22 protein-coding genes are annotated in these 21,166 nt (G+C 26.5%); 16 read left to right on the forward strand and 6 right to left on the reverse strand.

What is annotated here, in order from left to right:
• Positions 1–2: 2 nt before the first annotated feature.
• From ASUIS_RS01230 to ASUIS_RS01290, 13 genes are all read left to right on the forward strand, one after another.
• A complete protein-coding gene (locus ASUIS_RS01230; protein WP_118885332.1) occupies positions 3–395 on the forward strand; it encodes a tautomerase family protein in 393 nt (130 codons plus the stop codon).
• Positions 388–849: a GNAT family N-acetyltransferase gene (locus ASUIS_RS01235; protein WP_204513365.1), complete on the forward strand. Its 462-nt coding sequence runs from the start codon at positions 388–390 to the stop codon at positions 847–849. The genes ASUIS_RS01230 and ASUIS_RS01235 overlap by 8 nt, the downstream gene beginning before the upstream one ends.
• Positions 850–882: 33 nt before the next feature.
• On the forward strand, positions 883–1,236 hold the full coding sequence (locus tag ASUIS_RS01240) for a CidA/LrgA family protein (RefSeq protein WP_118885333.1): 354 nt from the start codon (positions 883–885) through the stop codon (positions 1,234–1,236).
• Positions 1,226–1,939, forward strand: coding sequence for an LrgB family protein (locus ASUIS_RS01245; protein WP_118885334.1), 714 nt, complete (start codon positions 1,226–1,228; stop codon positions 1,937–1,939). Before ASUIS_RS01240 ends, ASUIS_RS01245 begins: the two co-directional genes overlap by 11 nt.
• Before the next feature lie 95 nt (positions 1,940–2,034).
• Complete coding sequence (locus ASUIS_RS01250) at positions 2,035–2,355, forward strand: ArsR/SmtB family transcription factor (protein ID WP_118885335.1); 321 nt, start codon at positions 2,035–2,037, stop codon at positions 2,353–2,355.
• The gene (locus ASUIS_RS01255; protein ID WP_118885336.1) at positions 2,352–2,711 is read left to right on the forward strand and encodes a gamma-glutamylcyclotransferase family protein; all 360 of its coding nucleotides are present in this window, start codon (positions 2,352–2,354) and stop codon (positions 2,709–2,711) included. Before ASUIS_RS01250 ends, ASUIS_RS01255 begins: the two co-directional genes overlap by 4 nt.
• Positions 2,708–3,958: an arsenic transporter gene (locus tag ASUIS_RS01260; RefSeq protein WP_118885337.1), complete on the forward strand. Its 1,251-nt coding sequence runs from the start codon at positions 2,708–2,710 to the stop codon at positions 3,956–3,958. Before ASUIS_RS01255 ends, ASUIS_RS01260 begins: the two co-directional genes overlap by 4 nt.
• A 102-nt stretch (positions 3,959–4,060) precedes the next feature.
• Entirely contained in the window at positions 4,061–5,140 is a 1,080-nt protein-coding gene (locus ASUIS_RS01265; RefSeq protein ID WP_118885338.1) for a tetratricopeptide repeat protein, read from the forward strand.
• A 17-nt stretch (positions 5,141–5,157) separates the two neighbouring features.
• Positions 5,158–5,652 (forward strand): arsenate reductase ArsC, encoded by a 495-nt coding sequence (locus tag ASUIS_RS01270; protein WP_118885339.1) that lies wholly within the window; start codon positions 5,158–5,160, stop codon positions 5,650–5,652.
• A complete protein-coding gene (locus ASUIS_RS01275) occupies positions 5,645–6,055 on the forward strand; it encodes an arsenate reductase ArsC (protein ID WP_118885340.1) in 411 nt (136 codons plus the stop codon). The genes ASUIS_RS01270 and ASUIS_RS01275 overlap by 8 nt, the downstream gene beginning before the upstream one ends.
• Complete coding sequence (locus tag ASUIS_RS01280) at positions 6,056–7,015, forward strand: permease (RefSeq protein WP_118885341.1); 960 nt, start codon at positions 6,056–6,058, stop codon at positions 7,013–7,015.
• A 3-nt stretch (positions 7,016–7,018) separates the two neighbouring features.
• Positions 7,019–7,345: a YnfA family protein gene (locus ASUIS_RS01285; protein WP_118885342.1), complete on the forward strand. Its 327-nt coding sequence runs from the start codon at positions 7,019–7,021 to the stop codon at positions 7,343–7,345.
• A gap of 9 nt (positions 7,346–7,354) precedes the next feature.
• Positions 7,355–7,588 (forward strand): thioredoxin family protein, encoded by a 234-nt coding sequence (locus ASUIS_RS01290; RefSeq protein WP_118885343.1) that lies wholly within the window; start codon positions 7,355–7,357, stop codon positions 7,586–7,588.
• A gap of 29 nt (positions 7,589–7,617) precedes the next feature.
• On the opposite strand, the gene ASUIS_RS01295 is transcribed toward ASUIS_RS01290, so the two are convergent.
• Complete coding sequence (locus ASUIS_RS01295) at positions 7,618–8,022, reverse strand: DUF350 domain-containing protein (protein WP_118885344.1); 405 nt, start codon at positions 8,020–8,022, stop codon at positions 7,618–7,620.
• 86 nt (positions 8,023–8,108) lie between these two features.
• Here ASUIS_RS01295 and ASUIS_RS01300 point away from each other — a divergent pair, with 86 nt between their 5' ends.
• A complete protein-coding gene (locus ASUIS_RS01300) occupies positions 8,109–8,726 on the forward strand; it encodes a class I SAM-dependent methyltransferase (RefSeq protein WP_226799950.1) in 618 nt (205 codons plus the stop codon).
• A 48-nt stretch (positions 8,727–8,774) separates the two neighbouring features.
• On the opposite strand, the gene ASUIS_RS01305 is transcribed toward ASUIS_RS01300, so the two are convergent.
• The gene (locus tag ASUIS_RS01305) at positions 8,775–10,091 is read right to left on the reverse strand and encodes a cation:dicarboxylate symporter family transporter (protein ID WP_118885345.1); all 1,317 of its coding nucleotides are present in this window, start codon (positions 10,089–10,091) and stop codon (positions 8,775–8,777) included.
• Between the two features lie 346 nt (positions 10,092–10,437).
• Here ASUIS_RS01305 and ASUIS_RS01310 point away from each other — a divergent pair, with 346 nt between their 5' ends.
• Together ASUIS_RS01310 and ASUIS_RS01315 are read left to right on the forward strand one after the other, a co-directional pair.
• Positions 10,438–11,076, forward strand: a complete 639-nt coding sequence (locus tag ASUIS_RS01310) for a MerR family transcriptional regulator (protein ID WP_118885346.1) — start codon at positions 10,438–10,440, stop codon at positions 11,074–11,076.
• 1 nt (position 11,077) lies between these two features.
• Positions 11,078–14,557 (forward strand): acyl-[ACP]--phospholipid O-acyltransferase, encoded by a 3,480-nt coding sequence (locus ASUIS_RS01315; protein ID WP_118885347.1) that lies wholly within the window; start codon positions 11,078–11,080, stop codon positions 14,555–14,557.
• On the opposite strand, the gene ASUIS_RS01320 is transcribed toward ASUIS_RS01315, so the two are convergent.
• The 4 genes from ASUIS_RS01320 to ASUIS_RS01335 form a co-directional block, all read right to left on the reverse strand.
• Entirely contained in the window at positions 14,543–16,732 is a 2,190-nt protein-coding gene (locus ASUIS_RS01320; protein ID WP_118885348.1) for a PAS domain S-box protein, read from the reverse strand. The genes ASUIS_RS01315 and ASUIS_RS01320 overlap by 15 nt on opposite strands.
• Before the next feature lie 2 nt (positions 16,733–16,734).
• A complete protein-coding gene (locus ASUIS_RS01325; protein ID WP_118885349.1) occupies positions 16,735–17,730 on the reverse strand; it encodes a substrate-binding domain-containing protein in 996 nt (331 codons plus the stop codon).
• 65 nt (positions 17,731–17,795) lie between these two features.
• Entirely contained in the window at positions 17,796–20,336 is a 2,541-nt protein-coding gene (locus ASUIS_RS01330) for a [protein-PII] uridylyltransferase family protein (protein ID WP_118885350.1), read from the reverse strand.
• Positions 20,333–21,085, reverse strand: a complete 753-nt coding sequence (locus tag ASUIS_RS01335; RefSeq protein ID WP_118885351.1) for a transcriptional regulator — start codon at positions 21,083–21,085, stop codon at positions 20,333–20,335. The genes ASUIS_RS01330 and ASUIS_RS01335 overlap by 4 nt, the downstream gene beginning before the upstream one ends.
• Positions 21,086–21,166: the final 81 nt, after the last annotated feature.

The following is a 21,166-nucleotide window of genomic DNA, read 5'->3' on the forward strand; positions in this document are numbered from 1 at the left end:
AAATGCCACATTTACAGTTTGAAATAAATAAAAAAGTATCAAATGAATCTAAAGAAATTTTTGTAAATGAGATAAGAGAAACTTTTAGTGAAGTTATGGATACAGGAACTGACCATATTGCTGTTAGTTTAAGAGAGTATGATAAATATAACCTTACTATTGGAAGAGCTGATATTAATGATGATATTTGTTTGATGAATCTTGATATTAGAGAAGGGAGAACAATTGAAAAAAGAAGAGAGTTGGCTTTAAAATATATGGAGATTGTAAAACACAATTTTGGAATAGAGACTAAAAATCAATATATAACTTTTACAGAACATAAGGGTGAAGATTTTCATTTGGTTGAAAAATATTTAGCTACTTGGACAAGTGGAGAAGATCCACTTGCATAAAATAGAAGAATTCGATTTTAGAGTTGCAAAAACTGAAGATATACCAGTTTTATGTGAACTTCTTTGGGAACTTTTTTCCCAAGAAGTTGAGTTTACTCCAAACAAAAAAAGCCAAGAAAAAGCTTTAAAAAAAATCATAGAAGATGAAAATATCGGCGATATTTTTGTAGCAGTTAAAAAAAATAAAGTTATTGCAATGGTAAATATTTTATATACTATTTCAACAGCTTTAGGTGAAAAAGTTGCAATTTTAGAAGATATGGTTGTTTTTAAAGAGTTTAAAAACCAAAAAATTGGTTCAAATTTGATAGAATTCACTTTAGATTATTTGAAAAAAAACTCGTTTAAAAGAGTTACATTATTAACCGATAGTGATAATTTTAATGCTCACAATTTTTACAAAAAACATAAATTTACAAAATCAAATATGATTGTTTTTCGAAAATCTTTATAATTTTTATTCAATCATTTTAAAAGGAAAAAGCCCATGTTAAAAGGGATTATTATTTTATTGTTATTTCAATTTATAGGAGAATGTATAGCCAAATTTTTTGTGCTTTTAGTTCCAGGACCTGTAATTGGAATGCTTTTACTCTTAGCTTTTTTATTAATAAGAAAAGGAAGTTTTATAAGTCTTGATAATGCAGTTTCTTTGCATTTAAGATATTTACCACTTTTATTTATTCCAGCGGCAATGGGAATAATTACTCAAATTGATATTATTACAAAAGAATTTTGGGCAATAGCAATTGCATTATTTGTTGGAACTTTAGTTGCTTTAATATTTGCTGCTAAATTTATGGATTTTCTTACAACAAAGGCAGAAAAAAATGAATTATGAGGCATTAATATCTTATATACATTCAACTCCACTTACTTGGCTGATTGCTACATTGGCAGCTTTTAAATTAGGAATAATTATTTATGAAAGATGTAATAAACACACTTTATTACAACCAATAATCATAGCTTATGTGATTCTTTTAAGTTTAATAATTTTCACAAATACCTCTTTTGAAGAGTATTTTAAAAGTGTAGAAATTATTCATTTCTTTTTAGGTCCTGCAACTGTTGCCTTGGCATTGCCTTTATATAAAAATCTAAAATATATAAAATCACTTTTTCTGCCAATAGTTCTTACTTTGTTTATTGCAGGTGTTTTCTCAATAGCAATTGCTGTTACATTACTTTGGATTTTTGGAGCTGATTTACCAACGATTTTATCAATGACAACAAAATCAATTACAGCACCAATTGCAATTATAACTTCACAACAAATCGGTGGAATTCCATCTTTAGCTGTTGGTTTTGTATTAATAACAGGAATAATCGGAGCTTTATTTGGAACCATTGTTTTTAAACTTGTAAATATAAAACACGACACTTCAAAAGGTTTTGCACTTGGACTTGTTTCTCATGGAATTGGAACTGCCAGAGCTATTGAAATAAGTGAAAAAGCAGCAGCTTTTGGTGCACTTGCTATGGGACTTAGTGGAATATTCACAGCTATTTTTCTTCCTATGATAATCACTTTTTTTAAGTGATTATCAAAAAATCTCTTATTTTTAATTTAATATATCAACATATCTTGATATATTAAATTTATTCTGTTATACTTCAAAAAAATTTAGGAAAGCAAATGGATATCTTTTTAAAAACAGTTAGTGCTTTAAATGATGAAACAAGAATAAAAATACTTAAATTTATAAATATTTATGGAAAATGTTGTGTTTGCGATTTGGAAAATTCATTTGAAATGATTCAATCAAGACTTTCACGACACCTAAAAATTTTAAAAGAAGCTGGTTTTTTAAAACTTGAAAGAGAAGGAAGATGGGCTTATTATAGCATTCGTTCACCCTTAGATGAGTTTAGACTTTCTTGTATAAAAGAGATAGAAACTCTTCAAATAGAATTACCAAATCTAAAAAAAGCTTGTGAAACAAAGGAAAATGATTGAAAGAGACACTTTTTGTATATGGAACTTTGATGCCAAATTGTCCAAATGGACATGTTTTAGAAAACATTGTAGGAAAATTTGTACCAGCAACAGTAAAAGGAAATCTAATAGATGCAGGTTGGAGTGCTAGTATGGGTTATCCTGGAATTAAACTAAATGAAAATGGAGATACTGTTCATGGATTTTTATTTTATTCAGACAATCTTATAAATCATTGGGAGTTTTTAGATGAGTTTGAAGGAGCAGAATTTGAAAGATTTCCTGTTACGGTTGAAAGATTTGATGAGTTTGAAGTGGATACTTTTGTTTATGTTTTAAAAGCAAGTGTTGAAGAGTTAAAAGAGGACATTTTATGATAGTTGCAAGTTTAATTTTTATTGTTACTTTAATCTTTGTAATATGGCAACCTCGTGGTTTACAAATAGGAACAACAGCTGTTATTGGAGCTATTGTTGCTTTACTTGTTGGGGTTGTAAGTTTTTCTGATGTGATGATAGTGACAAATATAGTTTGGGATGCAACTTTAGCATTTATTGGAATTATTATTTTATCTATGGTTTTAGATGAAATTGGATTTTTTGAATGGGCTGCTTTAAAAATGGCAAAGTTTTCAAATGGAAATGGAATGTTAATGTTTATTTATTCTATTTTGCTAGGTGCTTTTGTTTCGGCACTTTTTGCAAATGATGGAGCAGCACTTATTTTAACTCCAATTTTACTTGCAAAAATGAGAATCTTACAATTAAATATGAAAACAATAGTTGCTTTTTTACTTGCAGGTGGATTTATAAGTGATAGTGCATCGCTTCCTTTTGTATTTTCAAACCTTACAAATATCGTAACAGCAAATTATTTTAGTATTGGATTTATGGAATATTTTTTAAATATGATTGTTCCATTTATTGTAAGTGTTCTTGTTTCAGTAGGATTTTTATGGTTACTTTTACGAAAAGATATTCCTAAAGTTGTTGATATAACTTTGTTAAAAGAGCCAAAAAGTGTTATTAAAAATATGAATTTATTTTATTTCTCTTGGTTCTTTTTAGGCTTCTTATTATGTGCATATTTTTTAGGTGATGCTTATGATTTACCTATTTCAATTTTTGCTTTAGGTGGAGCAATTGTTTTTTTAATAATTGCCTCACTTTCAAAAACAGTAAAAGCAAGACACATTATAAAAGATGCTCCTTGGCAAGTTGTTTGGTTTAGTATTGGACTTTATATTGTGGTTTATGGACTTAAAAATGCTGGTTTGACGGATTATTTAACGATTGTTTTAAAAGATTTAGCTTTAAGAGGTGACACAATTGCAATTATTGGAACAGGATTTATTGCAGCATTTTTAAGTGCTATTATGAACAATATGCCAACGGTTATGATTATGGATATTGCCCTTCATGATATACCAAATCAAGCTTTAGCTTATGCAAATATTATAGGGTGTAACCTTGGACCAAAAATGACACCATTTGGTAGTTTAGCTACTTTATTATGGCTTCATGTTTTAGCAAAAAAAGGTGTGAAAATAGGCTTTTGGGAATACAGCAAATTTGGGCTTATTATTACGCCACCGGTTTTACTATTAGTGCTTTTAGCGGTTTAGAAATGACAAAAATAAATTTGTCAAAAATATTGACAAAATATTTTTTGTCAGAATTAAAGTGTTACAATAGAGTATTAAATTATTTTCAGATTTGAGGTTATCATGAAGCATTTTGTTTTATTTTTTATGTTTAGTTTTTTTATAGTTTTTAATATGGATGTCAATGCAAAAGTTGAGCTATCAGTAAATGAATACAAAATAGAGCAACAGCAAAAAAGTATTGATGAACTCAAAGCTGAGATAAAAGAGCTAAAAAAAGAAATTGACGATACAAAAGAAAAGAAAATTGAAAATAAAAAAGATAATGAGAGTTTAGATAAAAGGATTGGGGATATTAGTGGTAATGTTGATAGGTTTGGGATTATTGCAGGGATATTAGGTTTACTTATTACTATTGTATCAGCAATCTCTGGTTGGTTAGGTTATACAAAGGCAAAAACTGAGTCGAAAGAAGTTGCAAAAGAAGAAGCTTATAAAGTAACAGAAAATTGGATAAAAAATGAAGCGAATAAACAACTTCAAGACAAAATTAAAGAACTTGAAATAGATGCACAAGAAAAAATAGCGGAAGCTGTAAAAACTGCCAAAGATGAAATAAAACAGCAATCAGAAGCAGAAGATTTATTTTTACAAGGTAGAAGTTATCATTTAAATAAAGAATATGAAATTGCGAAAGAGTATTACAATAAAGCATTAGAAGCTGGACATATTAGTGCTTTAAATAATTTAGGTGCTTTATATTGTAAGCAAGGCAATTATGAAAAAGCAGAAAAATATTACAATAAAGCATTAGAAAGTGGTGATAATAGGGCTTTAATTAATTTTGGAAACTTATATAAAGATCAAAAAGAGTATGAAAAAGCAGAAGAGTTTTATAAAAAAGCAATAGATGCTGGATATACAGGTGCTTTAAATAATCTTGGAGTTTTATATAATGAGCAAAAAGAATATGAAAAAGCGGAAGAGTATTTTAAAAAAGCAATAGATGCTGGAATTAATGATGCTTTAAATAATCTTGGAAATTTATATTATGGGCAAAAAGAATATGAAAAAGCAGAAGATTATTATAAAAAAGCAATAGATGCTGGAAATAATAGTGCTTTAAATAATCTTAGAATTTTATATACCGAGCAAAATGAGCATACAAAACTAGAAGAACTAAATCAAAAATATAAAATTTAATTAGGAGAAAAAAAGAATTGAAAACAAAAGTTTTATTTATATGTAGTCACAATACAACAAGAAGCCAAATGGCACAAGCTTTATTATCAAAATATGGTGGAGATGATTTTGAGGTTTTAAGTGCAGGAATAAATGCAGGCGAGTTAAATCCTATGGCAGTTGAAGTTATAAGTGAAGATGAAAATATGGATATTTCATCTTACACAACAAACAATATTTTAGACTATTTCAAAGAGGGTAAACATTTTCATTATGTAATAACTGTTTGTGATGAAGCTAAAAAAGAGCCTTGTCCAATTTTCCCAAGTCTTGATGGGGTTTTACACTGGAATATTTCAAGTCCTGCTTGTAATGGAACTTATGAAGAGAAAAAAGCTAAGGTTATACAATCAAAAGATAAGTTAAAAGTAAATATTTTAAAGTTTATAGAGTTAGTGAAAAATCAACACATAAAAGCAGGATTCCCTGAATCTTGGCATGTAAATCATAATCAAAGGATAAAAAATGAGTAATTCAACAAAAAAAGTTTTAATTTTATGTACAGGAAATTCTTGTAGAAGTATTATTGCAGAAGCTTTAATTAATGCTAAATTAGAAGGAATTAGTGCAGATTCAAGTGGTGTAAAAGCAAGTGGAAGAGTAAATCCAAATGCTAAAAAGTTACTTGAAGAAAAAGGAATTTGGAAAGAAGAATACCACTCAAAAACACTTGATACTGTAATAAATAATGATTATGATTTAATTGTAACTGTTTGTGATCATGCAAATGAGACTTGTCCTATGTTTCCAAAACCAGTAGCAAAAATTCATGTTGGATTTGAAGATCCAGATGGAAAAGGTTTTGAAGCATTTGAAGCTACATATAAAGAGATAGAAGAAGTTTTACTTCCAAAAGTTGTTGAGGCTTTAAAATAGATGTTTGAGTGGTGGAATAATCTAAGTGCTATCTTAGTATTTGATATATTAGGACTTGTAAAAGGTACTAAACTTGGTGATGCAGTTCATTTTTTTGTTTTTGATACAATTAAAATATTTATTCTTTTAATAGTTATTGTATATTTAATTACATTTTTAAGAAGTTATTTTCCTCTTGAAAAAGTAAGAGTGTATTTAAGTGGGAAAAATAAAATTGTGGGACATATCTTAGCTTCAATTTTTGGAATTATAACTCCTTTTTGTTCTTGTAGTGCAATACCACTTTTTTTAGGATTTTTACAAGCAAGAATTCCTTTGGGAGTTGCATTTAGTTATTTAGTTTCAGCACCACTTAGTGACCCTGTGGTATTTGCTCTTTTAATCTCAATGTTTAGTTGGAAAATAGCTGTGCTTTATGTTGCTTTTGGAGTAATAATCTCTATTGTTGTAGGACTTGTAATTGGGGCTATGAATATGGAAAAAGAAGTTTTAATTGAAGTAAAACCCCTTGATAATATAAGTTACACAGAAGATGGAACTCTGTTTAAACATAGAATAAAAGAATCGTGGGATTATTCAGTAGATATTTTTAAAAAAATATATCTTTATATAATCATTGGAGTGGGAGTTGGTGCATTTATTCATGGATTTATTCCAGAAGATTTTATTAGTAAATATGCAGGTGGCGATGTTTGGTATGCGCCAATAGTTGCAGTAATAGCAGGAATTCCTATGTATTCAAATGAATTAGGAATTTTACCAATTATAGAAGTTTTAACACAAAAAGGTGTTTTAATAGGAACTGCACTTTCATTTATGATGGCGATAGTTGCTCTTAGTTTACCAGAAGCTATGATTTTAAAAAGAGTAATATCAATAAAATTAATTGGAATATTTTTTGGTGTAGTGGGTATTGCTATACTTTTAACTGGATATACTTTAAATTATTTAGTAGGATAAAAAATGATAGGAAATATTGGAATCTTTTTTATTGCAGCTTTTTTTGAAATATTTGGATGTTTTGCTTTTTGGTTATATTTTAGACTTGAAAAAACTCCTTGGTGGATAGCTTTAGGAGTTATTTCTTTGATTCTTTTTGCTTATGTTTTAACAAAAATTGATGTGGAACACGCAGGAAGAGTTTATGCAATTTATGGTGGAATTTATATAGTAGCTTCGTTATTGTGGTTAGTTTTAGTTGAAAAAGAGAGCTTTAATAAATGGGATTTAATAGGTGCTGGCATTTGTATTTTAGGTGCAAGTATTATATTAATTGGAAATCAAAAATAAGGTAAAAAGATGAAAATAGAGATTTTAGGAACAGGTTGTTCAAAGTGTAAAACACTTGAGGAAGTTACAAAACAAGCTGTAGCGAGAATTGGTGGTTTTCACGAAATAAAAAAAGTTGAAGATATAGTTGAAATCATGAATTATGGTGTTATGAGTACACCAGCACTTGTTGTTGATGGAACAGTAAAAAGTAGTGGAAAAGTTCTTAGTGTTGATGAGGTTATAAAATTAATACAAGGGTAATTTATTGTTCATAAAGAATTAATGAGTTATTAATAACTCATTGACCCTGCATTTAAAAGACCTATACAAATAGATAAAAATGCCATTAAAATTCCAACTGGAACAACACCTTGAGAGATTTTTGATTCAAGGGAATATTTACCACTAATTCTTGTAACAACAAGAGCAAAAATTAGTTGAATAAGTATTGCAATAACTCCCCAAATAACAAAATCAGTATAAGAAACAGAGTTTACTAATGCACTATATAGTGGAATTGAAACTCCAATAATTGCTCCACCAAATCCTAAAGCAGCAGCTATATTATTATCTTCAAAAATAAGTTTATAATCATCATAAGGTGTAACAAGAGCATATAAGTAAAGAAAAACAACTACTAAAGCTAAAGCTGTTAAAAAGAAGCTTATGAATCCTATATATAATTCTATTTCCATTTTTGTCCTTTTTTCTTTTTATAATAGCCAAAAGTAGCTATATGACTTATTATGCTAAAATATTTTATAAAAAAATAGGAGTTTTGATGCCAAAGTGTCCCCTTTGTCAAAATAGTTCAACACCATTTTATAAAGATGAATTTTATGAATGTATTTGTTGTAAAGGTATATTTAGACCAAAAGAAAAACTACTTGATAATGAAAAAGAAAAACAAAGATATGAAAGCCATACAAATAATTCAGATGATTTAGGTTATCGAAATTTTGTAGCTCCGATTACCAATTCTATTTTAAATGAATATAAAAAGAGTGATTTAGGTTTGGATTTTGGTTGTGGGAAAGACTCTCCCATAATCAAAGTTTTAAGACAAAATGAATATAAAATATTTGAATATGACCCATATTTTTTTGATGATAAAAAACTATTAGAACAGAAATATGATTATATCGCTTGTTGTGAAGTAATCGAGCATTTTTATAATCCTAAAAAAGAGTTTGAACTTCTGAAATCTTTATTAAAAGATGACTCAACTTTGTATTTGATGACGGGAATTTATAAAGATAATATTGATTTCTCAAAGTGGTGGTATAAAAATGATTTAACCCATGTTTTTATTTTTAGAGAAAAAACTTTTGAATGGATAAAAAAAGAGTTTGGATTTAAAAATATGTTTATTGAAAAGAATTTTATAAAGTTTAGTTAGAAGTTAGAAAAAATTAAAGAGGAAATGCCTCTTTAATTTTAAAAGAAATTACCCTAAAATCTCATCTTTAACAGTTTCTGGGTGATCAAGTGAATATTTGAATTTTTCCATATCAATTTGTTTATCCCAAGCACCAACAACAACAGCTGCAACTGCATTTCCACACAGATTTCCAACAGCTCTCATTTCACTCATAAATTTATCAACACCTAATAAAACAGCAACTGTAACAACAGGAATAATTCCACCCATTGCTGAAAGTGTTCCAGCTAGAACTATAAATCCAGAACCTGTAACTCCAACTGCACCTTTTGATGTAATCATTAAAATAATAATGATACTTAATTGTTCACCAAGAGTTAATGGAAGATTAAACGCTTGTGATAAAAAGATAATTGAAAGAGATAAATATATATTTGTACAATCTAGATTAAATGAATATCCTGTTGGAATAACTAATCCAGTTGTTCCTCTACTTACACCCGCTGATTCAAGTCTTTTCATTAATGGAGCAAGAGCAGATTCACTTGAAGATGTAGCAAATACAATTAATACTTCTTTATAAATAAATCTCATAAATTTGAATACATTAATTTTAAAGATAGCTAAAATAATACCAAGTACAATAAAAATAAATGCAACAACAGAAATAAACATAACACCAAGTAAACTAGCCATATTAACTAAAGATGCAATACCAAATTTACCAATTAAAAATGACATAGCACTAAAACTTGCAATTGGACTTAACCACATTAAAACAGTTAAAATCTTGAAGAAAAAGTTTTGAGCAGTTTCAATAGGATTTAAGATTTTTTCTTTGTAAGGCCCACCAAATGCAGAAATTAAAACAGCTAAAGTTAAAGCCATTACTAAAACTTGAAGAGTTTGACCATTTAAAAATGGAGTGATTGGATCACTTGGAATTGCACCTTTTAAAATAGACCAAACAGAACCAACATCTTGATTAGCATTTGTATATTTTGCAACACTTGCTGGATCTAATGAATCAACTGAAAGGTTCATTCCACTTCCTGGTGCAAACCAATTACCAAATAAAACACCGATTGCTAAAGCAAATGTACTTACGATTTCAAAGTAAATAAATGCTTTAAATCCAATTGTTCCAACTTCTTTAAGACTTTTTAATCCAACAATACCTGAAATAATTGTTAAAAATATAATAGGTCCAACAAGCCATTTAAGTCCTTGAATAAACCAATCAATACCAGGTTTTGCTTGAACTGCTAATTTGGGATCAACCATACCAAAAATAATACCCGCGATAATTGCAATAATAACCCAAAAAGCTAAACTTTTAACAGTATAATTTTTCCAATTTTTTTTATTTTCTATTTCTTCCAAGAAATATCCTTTTATTTTATATAAATGGACTATATCTAGAATTTATGTCGAATTTATGTAAGTTTATTTTTAACTAATTGCCTAAACTTATTTACTCTAAAGATGTTACAAAAAGAAATACAAACTTCTAGTATTGACCATAATTTGGGGTTTTAGTGGATTCCAAATCTATCAATTATAATTTTAGAAGCTTTATCATATTCGAATACTTAAATATTCTTGTCTTTTATTTTCTTAAGACCTTTTTTAAATTATAAAAGTAAAGAGTTGTACTCTTGACTTTTATAATTTTTTATTTTATACTTCTAAAAATAAAGAGTATAACTCTTTACTTATTGGAGTAAAAATGAAACTTATAAAAGATGAAAAGTATTATAAAATGTCTGAATTAGTAGAACTTACAAATTTAAGTAATTTCACAATTTCATTTTATGATAAAAAAGCTCTATTGCCAAATACCATAAGTACATCAAAAAATATGAAATATTATCCAGAAATTACAATCACAGTTTTAAATTTGATTAAATATTTTAAAGAAAATCTAAATTTTTCAATTGATTATATAAAAGAACTTTTTGATTTTTATAATATAAATTTTCAAGACAGAGCTGATTTAATATTACAATCAATTGAAATGATAAGTAGTGAAATAAAAAATCCAATTTCAAAAAAAGATTTAGAAATATATTGTGTAAATGAAGCAATAGAACTTGATTTATTAGATGATAAAGAGATTTATTTTAAAACAGAAATAGAAGTTTTAAAAACCTTTAATGAGTTAAAAAAATATGATATTTCAACTCAACTTATAAGTGAATATGTAAAAACAAGTAAAAAATTAGCTTCAATGGAAAAGGAGTTGTCAGATAAAGTTATGGAAAAGATTGGGATTTTACCTGAGATATTAGTTCTTGATATTTTAAACTCTTTTAAACCATATATTTTTAATCGTCATACAATTCTTGAATTTAAAAAGGAAAATTAAAATGAACAAAATAAATAACTTATTAAATATAAAAATCGCATTTTTATTTGTGGTTTTTTGTAATGTAATAGTAGATGTTGCACACAAAGTGTTTTTACAAAATATAGCTTTTAAAGTCTTTGATGGAAGTACTCAGGTTATTTGGATTTCAATAATTAATGCTTTGATTATTATTCCTTTTTTACTTTTATTTACAGTTAGTGGGTATTTATCAGATAAATACAATAAAAAGAATATCTTAATTTATGGAGCTGTTTCATCTTTTTTATTATCAATTTTAATGGTGATTTCATATCTTAGTGGGAACTTTTATTTTGCGATGTTCTCTTTAGTTTTATTAGCTGTTCAAAGTGCCATTTATTCTCCTGCAAAATTTGGACTTATAATAGATATTTATGGTAAAAAAAATCTTTCAAGTGGAAATGCTGTATTACAAGCTACCTCAATTATTGCTATTTTATTTTCAATTGCCTCTGCATCTTTTGTATTTGAAAATTTTTATAATACAAATAATTTAGCAACACTTGCAACAAAAGAAGAACTTTTAGATGCAATTTTGCCTTTGACATATTATATTTTGCCAGTTGCCTTTTTAGAAATGATGGTTTCATTTTTATTTTTAAGAAGAATAAATACAACATATACTAAAAATGAAACATTAACTTTAGATAGAAATGAGCTATTTAAAGGAAAGTTATTATCTAAGAATATTCAAACAATATTTGAAAATAACATCATATCTTTATCTGTAATTGGATTATCAGTATTTTGGGGTGTTTCGCAAGCATTGATGGCAGTATTTCCTTCTTATGTAAAAGAGTATTTAGGAATAACTGATGTCTTTATGATAAATGGAGTTATTGGAGCTTCTGGAGTTGGAATTGCCATTGGTTCAATTTTATATTCAAAAATCTCAAAACACTATATAGAAATAGGAACAATTCCCCTTGCAGCTTTGGGAATGGCTTTGATGATTTATGTTTCAACGATTGTTCAAACGCCTTTTTTATTGGGAATGAGTTTTTTAGTATTTGGAATATTTGGAGGATTATTTGTTGTTCCTTTAAATGCATTGATTCAATTTAATGCTAAAAAAAAGGTTTTAGGAACTATCCTTGCTGGAAATAATTGGTTTAATTCTTTAGCTATGTTTTTAATGTTGGCTCTTACTACAACAGTTTCATATTATGAGTTAGATCCATTAAATACACTTTATTTGATTTTATTAATTACTGTTATTGGAACATTTTATACAATTTATAAACTACCACAATCTTTGATTTTATTATTCTTAAAAAGAATTGTTGGATTAAAATACAAACTTGAAGTAAATGGTGTAAAAAATATTCCATCAAATGGAGGAGTTTTACTTTTAGGGAATCATATTTCATGGATAGATTGGGCTGTTGTTTTAATGGCAACTCCTAGAGAAGTACGATTTGTAATGCATAAACCAATTTATGAAAAATGGTATTTAAATTGGCTTTTAAAAATTTTCAAATGTATTCCTATTTCAAATGGTTCAAGCAAAAATACAATTCAAACAATAGCAAAAGAGTTAGATGCTGGAAATGTTGTTGTGGTTTTTCCAGAAGGTGCAATCACTAGAAATGGACATTTAGGAGAGTTCAAAAGAGGTTTTGAAAAAATCTTGGAACTTACAACCACAGATGTAAAAGTTGTTCCTTTTTATATTAGAGGACTTTGGGAATCTATGTTTTCACGAGCTAGTAAAAAGTTTAAAAAATCAAATAAAACAAATAGTGTAACTGTATCTTTTTCAAGAATGATGAGAAAAGAAAAAGCAAATATAATAAGTGTAAAACAAGAGCTTATAAAACTTTCTACTAAATCATGGCAAGAGCATATACGTGATTTAAAACCTTTAAATGAAACTATCTTTGATAGGTTGAAAGAAGTAGGTTCTAATATGATTTTTGCTGATTCAACAGGTCTTGAATTAAGTGGAGAGAGATTTTTGACAGTTTCTATTTTGTTTAAAAATCTACTAGAAAAAGAAGTAAAAAATCAAAATATTGGTTTATTACTTCCTTCAACTGTTGCAGGAGCTTTTATAAATTATTCAGTTTTAATGATGGGAAAAACACTGGTAAATTTAAATTATACAAGTGAAATTAACTCTTTAAAAACAGCAGTACAATCAGCTCAGATAAAAACCATAATAGCTTCAAAAAAGTTTATTGAAAAACTAGAAAACAAAGGCATAAACATAAAAGAAATCCTTGAAATGGCTGAGGTTATTTATGTGGAAGATTTAAAAGAAAAGATTTCAAGACCAAAAGGAATTTTTACATATTTTAGTGTGAAATTAATGCCTAGTTTTTTATTGAAATTTATTCATTTAACAAAGACTTCAAAAGAAAGTACTGTTTTAATCCTATTTTCATCAGGAAGTGAAGGAACTCCAAAAGGTGTTGAATTAAGTAGTGATAATATTTTGGGAAATTCGCAACAAATAGCAAATATTATAAATGCAACTGATGATGATATTATGGTTGGTTCTTTGCCATTATTCCATGCTTTTGGAATAGTTGTTACTACATTTTTACCTTTGATTGAAGGAATAAAATGTGTTTGTCATCCAGACCCAACTGATGGTTTAGGATTAGGGAAATTAATTTCTCAATATAAAGCCACAATTATGACTGGAACTTCAACATTCTTTAGACTTTATACAAAAAACTCAAAAGTTCATCCTTTGATGTTTGAAAGTCTGCGACTTTGTGTAGCAGGAGCTGAGAAACTGCGAGAAGATGTAAGATATGATTTTAAAAAGAAATTTGGAAAAGATATTTTAGAAGGTTATGGAACAAGTGAAACTTCACCAGTTGCTGCTTGTAATTTACCAGATGTTTTAGCTCCTGATTTTAGCGTTCAAGTTGGAAATAAAATAGGAACAGTTGGTATGGCAATTCCTGGAACTACAATAAAAATTGTGAACCCTCAAACTTTTGAAGAGTTAGCTACAAATGAAGAGGGAATGATTTTGATTTCAGGTATTCAAGTAATGCGTGGTTATTTAAATGATGAAGTAAAAACAGCTCAAGTACTAAAAAAAATAAAAGGAAAAACTTATTATATTACAGGGGATAAAGGACGATTGGATGAAGATGGCTTTTTAACTATTGTTGATAGATATTCAAGATTTGCAAAACTTGCAGGTGAGATGATAAGCCTTGGAGCAGTTGAGGAAAAAATCTCAAAAATCATAGCTTTAGATGAAGATTCTTTGGTTGATTTTATAGTAACTTCTGTTGAAGATGAAAAAAAAGGCGAAAAAATTGTTCTTTTAATTTCAAAGGTAGATGAAGAATTTATAACAAGTCTAAAAGAAAAAATGATAATAAATTTTGATAATAAACTAATGATTCCATCAACTATAAAAATAGTAGATGAAATTCCAAAACTAGGAACAGGTAAAAAAGATTTTAAAGCGGCTAAAGAATTAGCTTTGAGCTGATTCTATGTAATTAAAAATTATTGTAAAACATGCGCCAGTGTAAGTTTTATGATTGTATTCATAAGTATCATTTGAAGCAAAAATATGTGCATCGTGATGTTTTGTAATAATTTGATAAGCAATAGATAATCCAATTCCTGTACCAATACTTTTATGTTTAGTTGTAAAATATGGTTCAAATATTTTATTTATTATATTTTCAGGAATTCCTCCTGCATTATCTTTGATTTTTAAAATCAAACTATTGTTTATATTTTTTGTTTCAATAAAAATAAGTTTTTCTTCATTATTTTGAAGATTTTCTTTTAAAGCATCTTTTGAATTATTAAGAATATTTATTAAAGCTTGAATAAGTTGATTCTCATAACCATCTATTCTAATATCATCATTTGTATTTAGTATCATTGTAATATTATGATTAACTATTGATGGATTTAAAATAGATAAAGTTTTTTTGATAATATCTGAAACTTGAATTTCTCCTTTTTCATTTGAGTTTTTTATAAAGTTTCTAAAGTCATCAATTGTATTTGATAAATAAGTTGTTTGTTTTATAATATTATCCATATCCGGAATAAGTTCTTTTTCATCGAATTGTTTAAATTCCATTTGTACTTTTATCCCACTTGCAATTGTTGAAATAAGACTTAATGGCTGTCTCCATTGGTGAGCGATATTTCCTATCATTTCTCCCATAGAAGCTAGTTTTGATTGGGATTCCATAAGTTTATGTTGAGTTACGTCTTTTATACTTAATAAAATTCTTTTTTTATCAGGAAGCAAAACCATAGACATATCTACTGTAATACTTCTATTATCTTTTACTATACAAGTTTTTTCAAAATCTGTAACAAAACCTTTTTCAACTATTGCCTCTAGTGCAATTTGAGCTTTTTCTAAATCTTCAGGAGCTGTAAGTTTAATACAAGAAGTTTTTAACAACTCTTTTCTCGAAAAACCAGTCATTTTTATATAAGCATCATTAAACTCTAAAAAATTACTTTCTAAATCTACTATTGCTAAACCATCAATAGAATAGTTAAAAATAGTTTCAAATTCATTTTTTTGTTCTTCTATTTGTTTTTGAATTTTGATTTTATCCGTAACATCATAGAACCAACCAATAACAGCATTCTCATCATCATAAATTATATTCATATATGAAGCAATTACCCAAACTTCAGAGTCGTTTATATTTAAAGAAATCAGTTTATTCTCAATTCTTTCATTTTTATCTAAAGAATTTAATATATCTTTATATATTGACTCTTTTATATAATAAACTTTTGGATTTTGCTTTAATAACTCTTTTTCATCAATTTGTAGTAATTTTAGATAAGAGTTATTAGCAAAAACTATTCTTTCTCCATTGTTTGTTGCAATCCTAACAGCAATAGGACTCATTTGTAAAAGTGATTTTAATCTATTTTCATTGTCTCTTAAAGTTTTTCTTGAGCTTTTTATCGTTTCAATCATATTATTCATGGTATTTGAAAGCAAAAATATTTCTTTTGAACCCTTCAAAGAAAAATTCTTATGAGGTATTCCATCTTTATCAGTATCATTTATTATTTTAATAATATTAGAAAGAGGTTTTAATATAAAGTGTCTAATTGTTAAAAATAGGGATAAAATGAGCATTAAAGAAATAGTTATAGCTTCGATTACATTATTAAAAATAATTTTATCTAATTCTTTATTTAATGTTTTATCAGAAATATATATGTGAATAGTTGCAATTTTTTTTGACTCATTATTTGTTATATCAAAAACTTTTTCATAATATGCTTGCGATACTAATTTTTGATGTAATCCATCGTCATAGTCAATAATATTCCAATTTTCATCTCTAATTTTTCCATTAATTTCATATTCTTTACCTAAAAGTTTTCCCAAATTATAATCTTTTAGGACAATTGCAAATAAAATATCTTTTGATTCCATTTCGTTGAGTAAAATTTTTTCATATTCATTTATAGAATATGAAGCAATCAAATTTTGGATATTGTTTTTTAGTTCAATAACCATATTATTTGATTCATTTTTCATACTATTAATAATATTATTTTTAATACTTAAATAGCTATATGTTAAGTTTACAGAAATTATTATAGTTACTGTTAAAATAATAATTGTAAAAAGAATTAGGTATAAAGATTTTTTTGGATTATACATTTTTAATATTCATTTGTTTTGATTTTTTTATTAGTTTTATAATCTAGTCCAAATACATTTCTTTTGATTATTATTAGATTATCTTCAATATTTTCTTTAGAAATTGCAAGAACTGGAAGTTTATAATCTTTTTCAATTTCTTCATTATTAAAATACTTATGTAAAGAAATAATTGCTTTTTCTCCCATTAAAAAAGGTTGTTGCATTGCTGAAGCAACTAAAGTATTATTTGTAATAAGATTTAGAAATTCAGGTTCAGCATCAAAAGTAAGAAGTAAAATTTTGTCTTTTTTCCCACTTTCATAAATTGCATCTAAAGCCCCTTGATATTTATCAGAACCTTGAAGCCAAATGGCATTTAATTCTGGATTCTTATTTATTAATTCTTTTGTAAAATTATAAGTTTCTTCTTTTGAAAAAGTTACTTGTTGTTTTAAATCTATATTTTTTATAGAGTATTCATTTATTGCTTTTATAAAACCAGCAGTTCTTTCTTGTCCATTTAATCTTTTTTGTGGGATGGCAATAATTGCAACTTTAGGATTTGGAATTCCTAAAATAGACATTTGTTCAGCTAAAATTTTTCCAATATCATAAGCACCTTTTTCATTATTTGAAGAGATATATGAAATATATTCACCAGAATCTGTTCCAATATCTGAAATTACTACAGGAATATTTGCTTTTTTGGCAAGTTTTAAAACAGTTACACAAGAAGATGAGTTATTTGGTGAGATAATTATTCCAGAGACATTATCATTTATTGCTTTTATAGTATTTTCTAATTCAATTTTTATACTATTTTGTGAATTATAAATTTCAACTTCATAACCTAAAACATCAGCACTATTTTTTACTCCTCGAGACATAATATTCCAAAAAGGAATAGATGTATCTGAAACAATGTAAGCTATTTTTTTAATATTTGAATTTGCATTTAAAATAGAAAAGCTCAATAAAAAGAGTAGAGTTAAAAGATAATTTTTTGAAATTCTCATTATGGACCTTAAAAAAGATATTAAGTCCCCTATTCTAGCATAATAAAAGCAGTTCTAAAGAAAAATCAATTTTCTTTATCATTAATACAAATAAGATTTATAATTTCTTCTTGTTTTGAACAAAAGTTTCCATTTTTTTCTATTAGTATTAAATCTCTTGCATAACCATTTAAAGTATGCAGTTTTGCACTCTCTATTTCTACTTTAAAATCATCAAATATTTTTGCAATATATGCAAAAAGACCTTTTTGATCTTTTGCAATAATGTGCATTGAAGCTAAATAAGCTGTGTGATTACAGTCAATTCTAATATCATCTTTTTTAATTGTAGGAGTTTTTGTAATAACAGTTTTACTCATGTCAAAAGAGTCTTTTATAATCTCTTCTATAAAAAATAGATCTTCATTATCAACTTTTTCAGAAAATGAAATATCAAAGGCTTTTTTATTGTCATAAAGTTTGAAAATATTCATTGATGCAATATTTAAGAATTCCAATTTTCCTAATAAATATCCTAAATTTAAAGGAGATTTTCTAATAATTCTAATTGTAAGTTGAGAATCATTTGATATTTTATAAATGTAACTTTCAACATCTTTTGCTTTTATTGCAATATCCAAAATATCTTCAGCTTTTAGTCTTAAAAAAATTTGATTTGAAGCAATATACATAATTTTTTTCTGTAAAGTTACTGGAATTTCTTTGTATTTATCAAGATTTTTGATTGCATTTTGTTTTGCAATTCTTCTTTTACTTTCATTTAAAAAGTCTTCATTTTCAAAAGCAGGAAGAGATTGTAAATAAAGTTGTTTTAATAAAGAAGCTGTTGAGCTATTAAAAATATTTTTTCCAACAGCTGAAATATCACAATATGTAACTACATATAATAGTTTTAAAGCCTCTTTTGTTTTTATAAGACCTGTAAAATTTAAAATTGTTTTTTCCGAATATATATCTTCGTGAGTTGCCATATAAGACATCATATTGTGGTATCTTACAAGTCTTGCACCTAACTTTATAAACTCTTCATTAAAATCAAAAGATTTCATCATACTTTTAAATAGTTTTTCGCCAACAATATGATGATCTTCTGTTCTTCCTTTTCCAATATCATGGAAAAAAGAAACTAATCTAACTATTATTTTTTGTTCATTTGTTAAATCATTAAATATTGATTTTATATAAGGATCTTCTATATTTTGAGAAAATTTCAAAGTTTTTATAGAATGAATATCAACAGGATGAGTGTGGTAACCATCAAATTGAGGTTGATCAATCATCTTTTTTGTACTTGGAAGTACAGCTTGAAATAGTCCTGCATTATAAATTAGTTTCATTAAAGGATATAAATTTGGTTTTGATAAAATAGTTTTTATACTTTTTTTTAGCTCTTTTGTTTGAACTTTTGGTAATTTTGCACGACTCGCATAATAAATATATGATCTATCAAATCTTTCCACATCAACAGGAAGTTCAATTAACTCTTTTAATAAAGTATTTAAAGTTTGTTCTTTTCTATGAAAAGAACAAACTAAAGTATTATCGATAATATAAAGATTCTTTTTAAATCTTAATTTTCTTAATTTTGGGATATTTGATGCTTCAAATAAAGTTTGTCTTGTAAATTTTTTCACCATAGTTGCTGTGAAACTATGAATAATATGTAAACAAGATAAGATTTTTGTCATACAAAGTCTATCTTTTGTATATCTTGGTTTATTTTTAAATCCTAATTTAGAACTTAATTCTGGCAAAATATCAAAAGTAACTTGGTCTTGTTTTTTTCTTGCTATATTATGTAAAGCATTTCTAACTTGAAAGATAAACTCTAAAGCTTGTCTATACTTTTTGTATTCATCTTCTGTAAATTGTGTTCCAATTAAATCTTTTGTATTGGTTGCTCCATATAAAATATTTGCCATCCAATACATCATATTTGATTCTCTTATTCCACCATAACCATCTTTTATATTTGGTTCCATTTTTAATGGATATTTTAATAATCTTTGTTTATGTTCTTCAAGTTTGTCTAAAACAAACTCTTTTTGATTTGTTTTTCTAATTTTTGATAAAACATTTTCATATCCAAACCAAAGATTTTTTGAACCATAAATTAATCTTGATTCCAAAATAGAACTTTTTATTGTTATATCTTCTTTTACAGCATCTGAAATTTCTCTTAATTCATGAACTCTCGAGCCTAATTTTAAACCACAATCCCAAGCTAAAGTTATAAACTCTTCCATGATATTTTTTAGATTATAACCTTTAACATTTTCGTATAAAAGCATAATATCAATGTCAGAATAGATACAAAGCTGTTCTCTTCCATATGAACCTAAAGCAACTAAACTAATGGGAATAGAAGAACTCATAGGTTGATGTGAACCAAAATTTTTTCGTAAAATATACTTATAAAGTAAAATTAAAAACTTGTCAGTGTGTTTTGTATGTTTTATGAAAAAATCTTTTCCACCAGTTGTTTCAACTGTGGTATCAATAGAGTCTAAATAGTTTTTATAATAAGTTTTAAAAACTTTTGAGATTTGAAAATCGGTAGCGTTATTTGATATAAGCTCTTCGATTTGTATACTTAATTCAATCATAATAAGTCTTTATAAATCTCTAATTTCTTTCTTAATGTAATTCTATTTAATCCTAAATGTTTTGCAACTTGAACCTGTGATTTATATTTTTTTGTTGAGGCTTTAAGTAATGGAACTTCAAAAATATATGATAAATCTTTATATGAATTTTCTCCATATAAATTTTCACTAATATATTTTTCTAAAAACATTAAAATTTCATGTTCTCCAATTGTTTCAAAAAGGTATGAAAAGTAGATAGATTTTCTTAAACTGTGAGTATTATTTGAGATGTTTACTATTAATTTTGAAGAGGGAATTTTTGGTAAATCTAGAATTGAACTAGCTTCTTGTGAGAATTTATTCACCAAGGCCTTTGTATCTTCTTCTCTTTTTGATAAATTAGGAATTTCAAGATTAATTGAAAAAATATCCCTTAATTTTTGATTTAAGTTTTCAGTATTAGAAATTGCAATAACTCGGATATTGTTATCTTCTAACCATTTTAAAAATAAATCAATATTTGTTATCTCATGTATTTTATCTATGATGATAGCTTCATTTTGTAAAAGAATTACATCATCACTAATATCTTTTTGTAAGTTTTTAGCTTCGTAAATATCTGAATTTGGTAGTATATATTTTGCTAGAGATTTTTTACCAGTACCAGCATTACCTAAAATAAGTGCATTCACCTGAACAGCTTGTAAAAGCTTAGCTGAATTTAATATCTCTTTTGAAATCCCATCTTCTGCAATAAAGTCTTGCATAATCTACCACCTCTTTTTTAATCTTTACTTTGCGAGATTAAAAAATATTATACTGTATAAAAATAAAAATCTTTTATTTTT

Origin of the sequence: Arcobacter suis CECT 7833, from assembly GCF_003544815.1 — a bacterium.
In the GTDB taxonomy this organism is placed as follows: Bacteria; Campylobacterota; Campylobacteria; order Campylobacterales; family Arcobacteraceae; genus Aliarcobacter; species Aliarcobacter suis.

Excerpts from the sequence above, each read along its gene's own strand:
- ASUIS_RS01230 (WP_118885332.1), top strand. The coding sequence starts at position 3 with ATGCCACATTTACAGTTTGAAATAAATAAAAAAGTATCAAATGAATCT.
- ASUIS_RS01240 (WP_118885333.1), top strand. The coding sequence starts at position 883 with ATGTTAAAAGGGATTATTATTTTATTGTTATTTCAATTTATAGGAGAA.
- ASUIS_RS01245 (WP_118885334.1), top strand. The coding sequence starts at position 1,226 with ATGAATTATGAGGCATTAATATCTTATATACATTCAACTCCACTTACT.
- ASUIS_RS01250 (WP_118885335.1), top strand. The coding sequence starts at position 2,035 with ATGGATATCTTTTTAAAAACAGTTAGTGCTTTAAATGATGAAACAAGA.
- ASUIS_RS01260 (WP_118885337.1), top strand. The coding sequence starts at position 2,708 with ATGATAGTTGCAAGTTTAATTTTTATTGTTACTTTAATCTTTGTAATA.
- ASUIS_RS01265 (WP_118885338.1), top strand. The coding sequence starts at position 4,061 with ATGAAGCATTTTGTTTTATTTTTTATGTTTAGTTTTTTTATAGTTTTT.
- ASUIS_RS01275 (WP_118885340.1), top strand. The coding sequence starts at position 5,645 with ATGAGTAATTCAACAAAAAAAGTTTTAATTTTATGTACAGGAAATTCT.
- ASUIS_RS01280 (WP_118885341.1), top strand. The coding sequence starts at position 6,056 with ATGTTTGAGTGGTGGAATAATCTAAGTGCTATCTTAGTATTTGATATA.
- ASUIS_RS01285 (WP_118885342.1), top strand. The coding sequence starts at position 7,019 with ATGATAGGAAATATTGGAATCTTTTTTATTGCAGCTTTTTTTGAAATA.
- ASUIS_RS01290 (WP_118885343.1), top strand. The coding sequence starts at position 7,355 with ATGAAAATAGAGATTTTAGGAACAGGTTGTTCAAAGTGTAAAACACTT.
- ASUIS_RS01295 (WP_118885344.1), bottom strand. The coding sequence starts at position 8,022 with ATGGAAATAGAATTATATATAGGATTCATAAGCTTCTTTTTAACAGCT.
- ASUIS_RS01300 (WP_226799950.1), top strand. The coding sequence starts at position 8,109 with ATGCCAAAGTGTCCCCTTTGTCAAAATAGTTCAACACCATTTTATAAA.
- ASUIS_RS01310 (WP_118885346.1), top strand. The coding sequence starts at position 10,438 with ATGAAACTTATAAAAGATGAAAAGTATTATAAAATGTCTGAATTAGTA.
- ASUIS_RS01315 (WP_118885347.1), top strand. The coding sequence starts at position 11,078 with ATGAACAAAATAAATAACTTATTAAATATAAAAATCGCATTTTTATTT.
- ASUIS_RS01320 (WP_118885348.1), bottom strand. The coding sequence starts at position 16,732 with ATGTATAATCCAAAAAAATCTTTATACCTAATTCTTTTTACAATTATT.
- ASUIS_RS01325 (WP_118885349.1), bottom strand. The coding sequence starts at position 17,730 with ATGAGAATTTCAAAAAATTATCTTTTAACTCTACTCTTTTTATTGAGC.
- ASUIS_RS01330 (WP_118885350.1), bottom strand. The coding sequence starts at position 20,336 with ATGATTGAATTAAGTATACAAATCGAAGAGCTTATATCAAATAACGCT.
- ASUIS_RS01335 (WP_118885351.1), bottom strand. The coding sequence starts at position 21,085 with ATGCAAGACTTTATTGCAGAAGATGGGATTTCAAAAGAGATATTAAAT.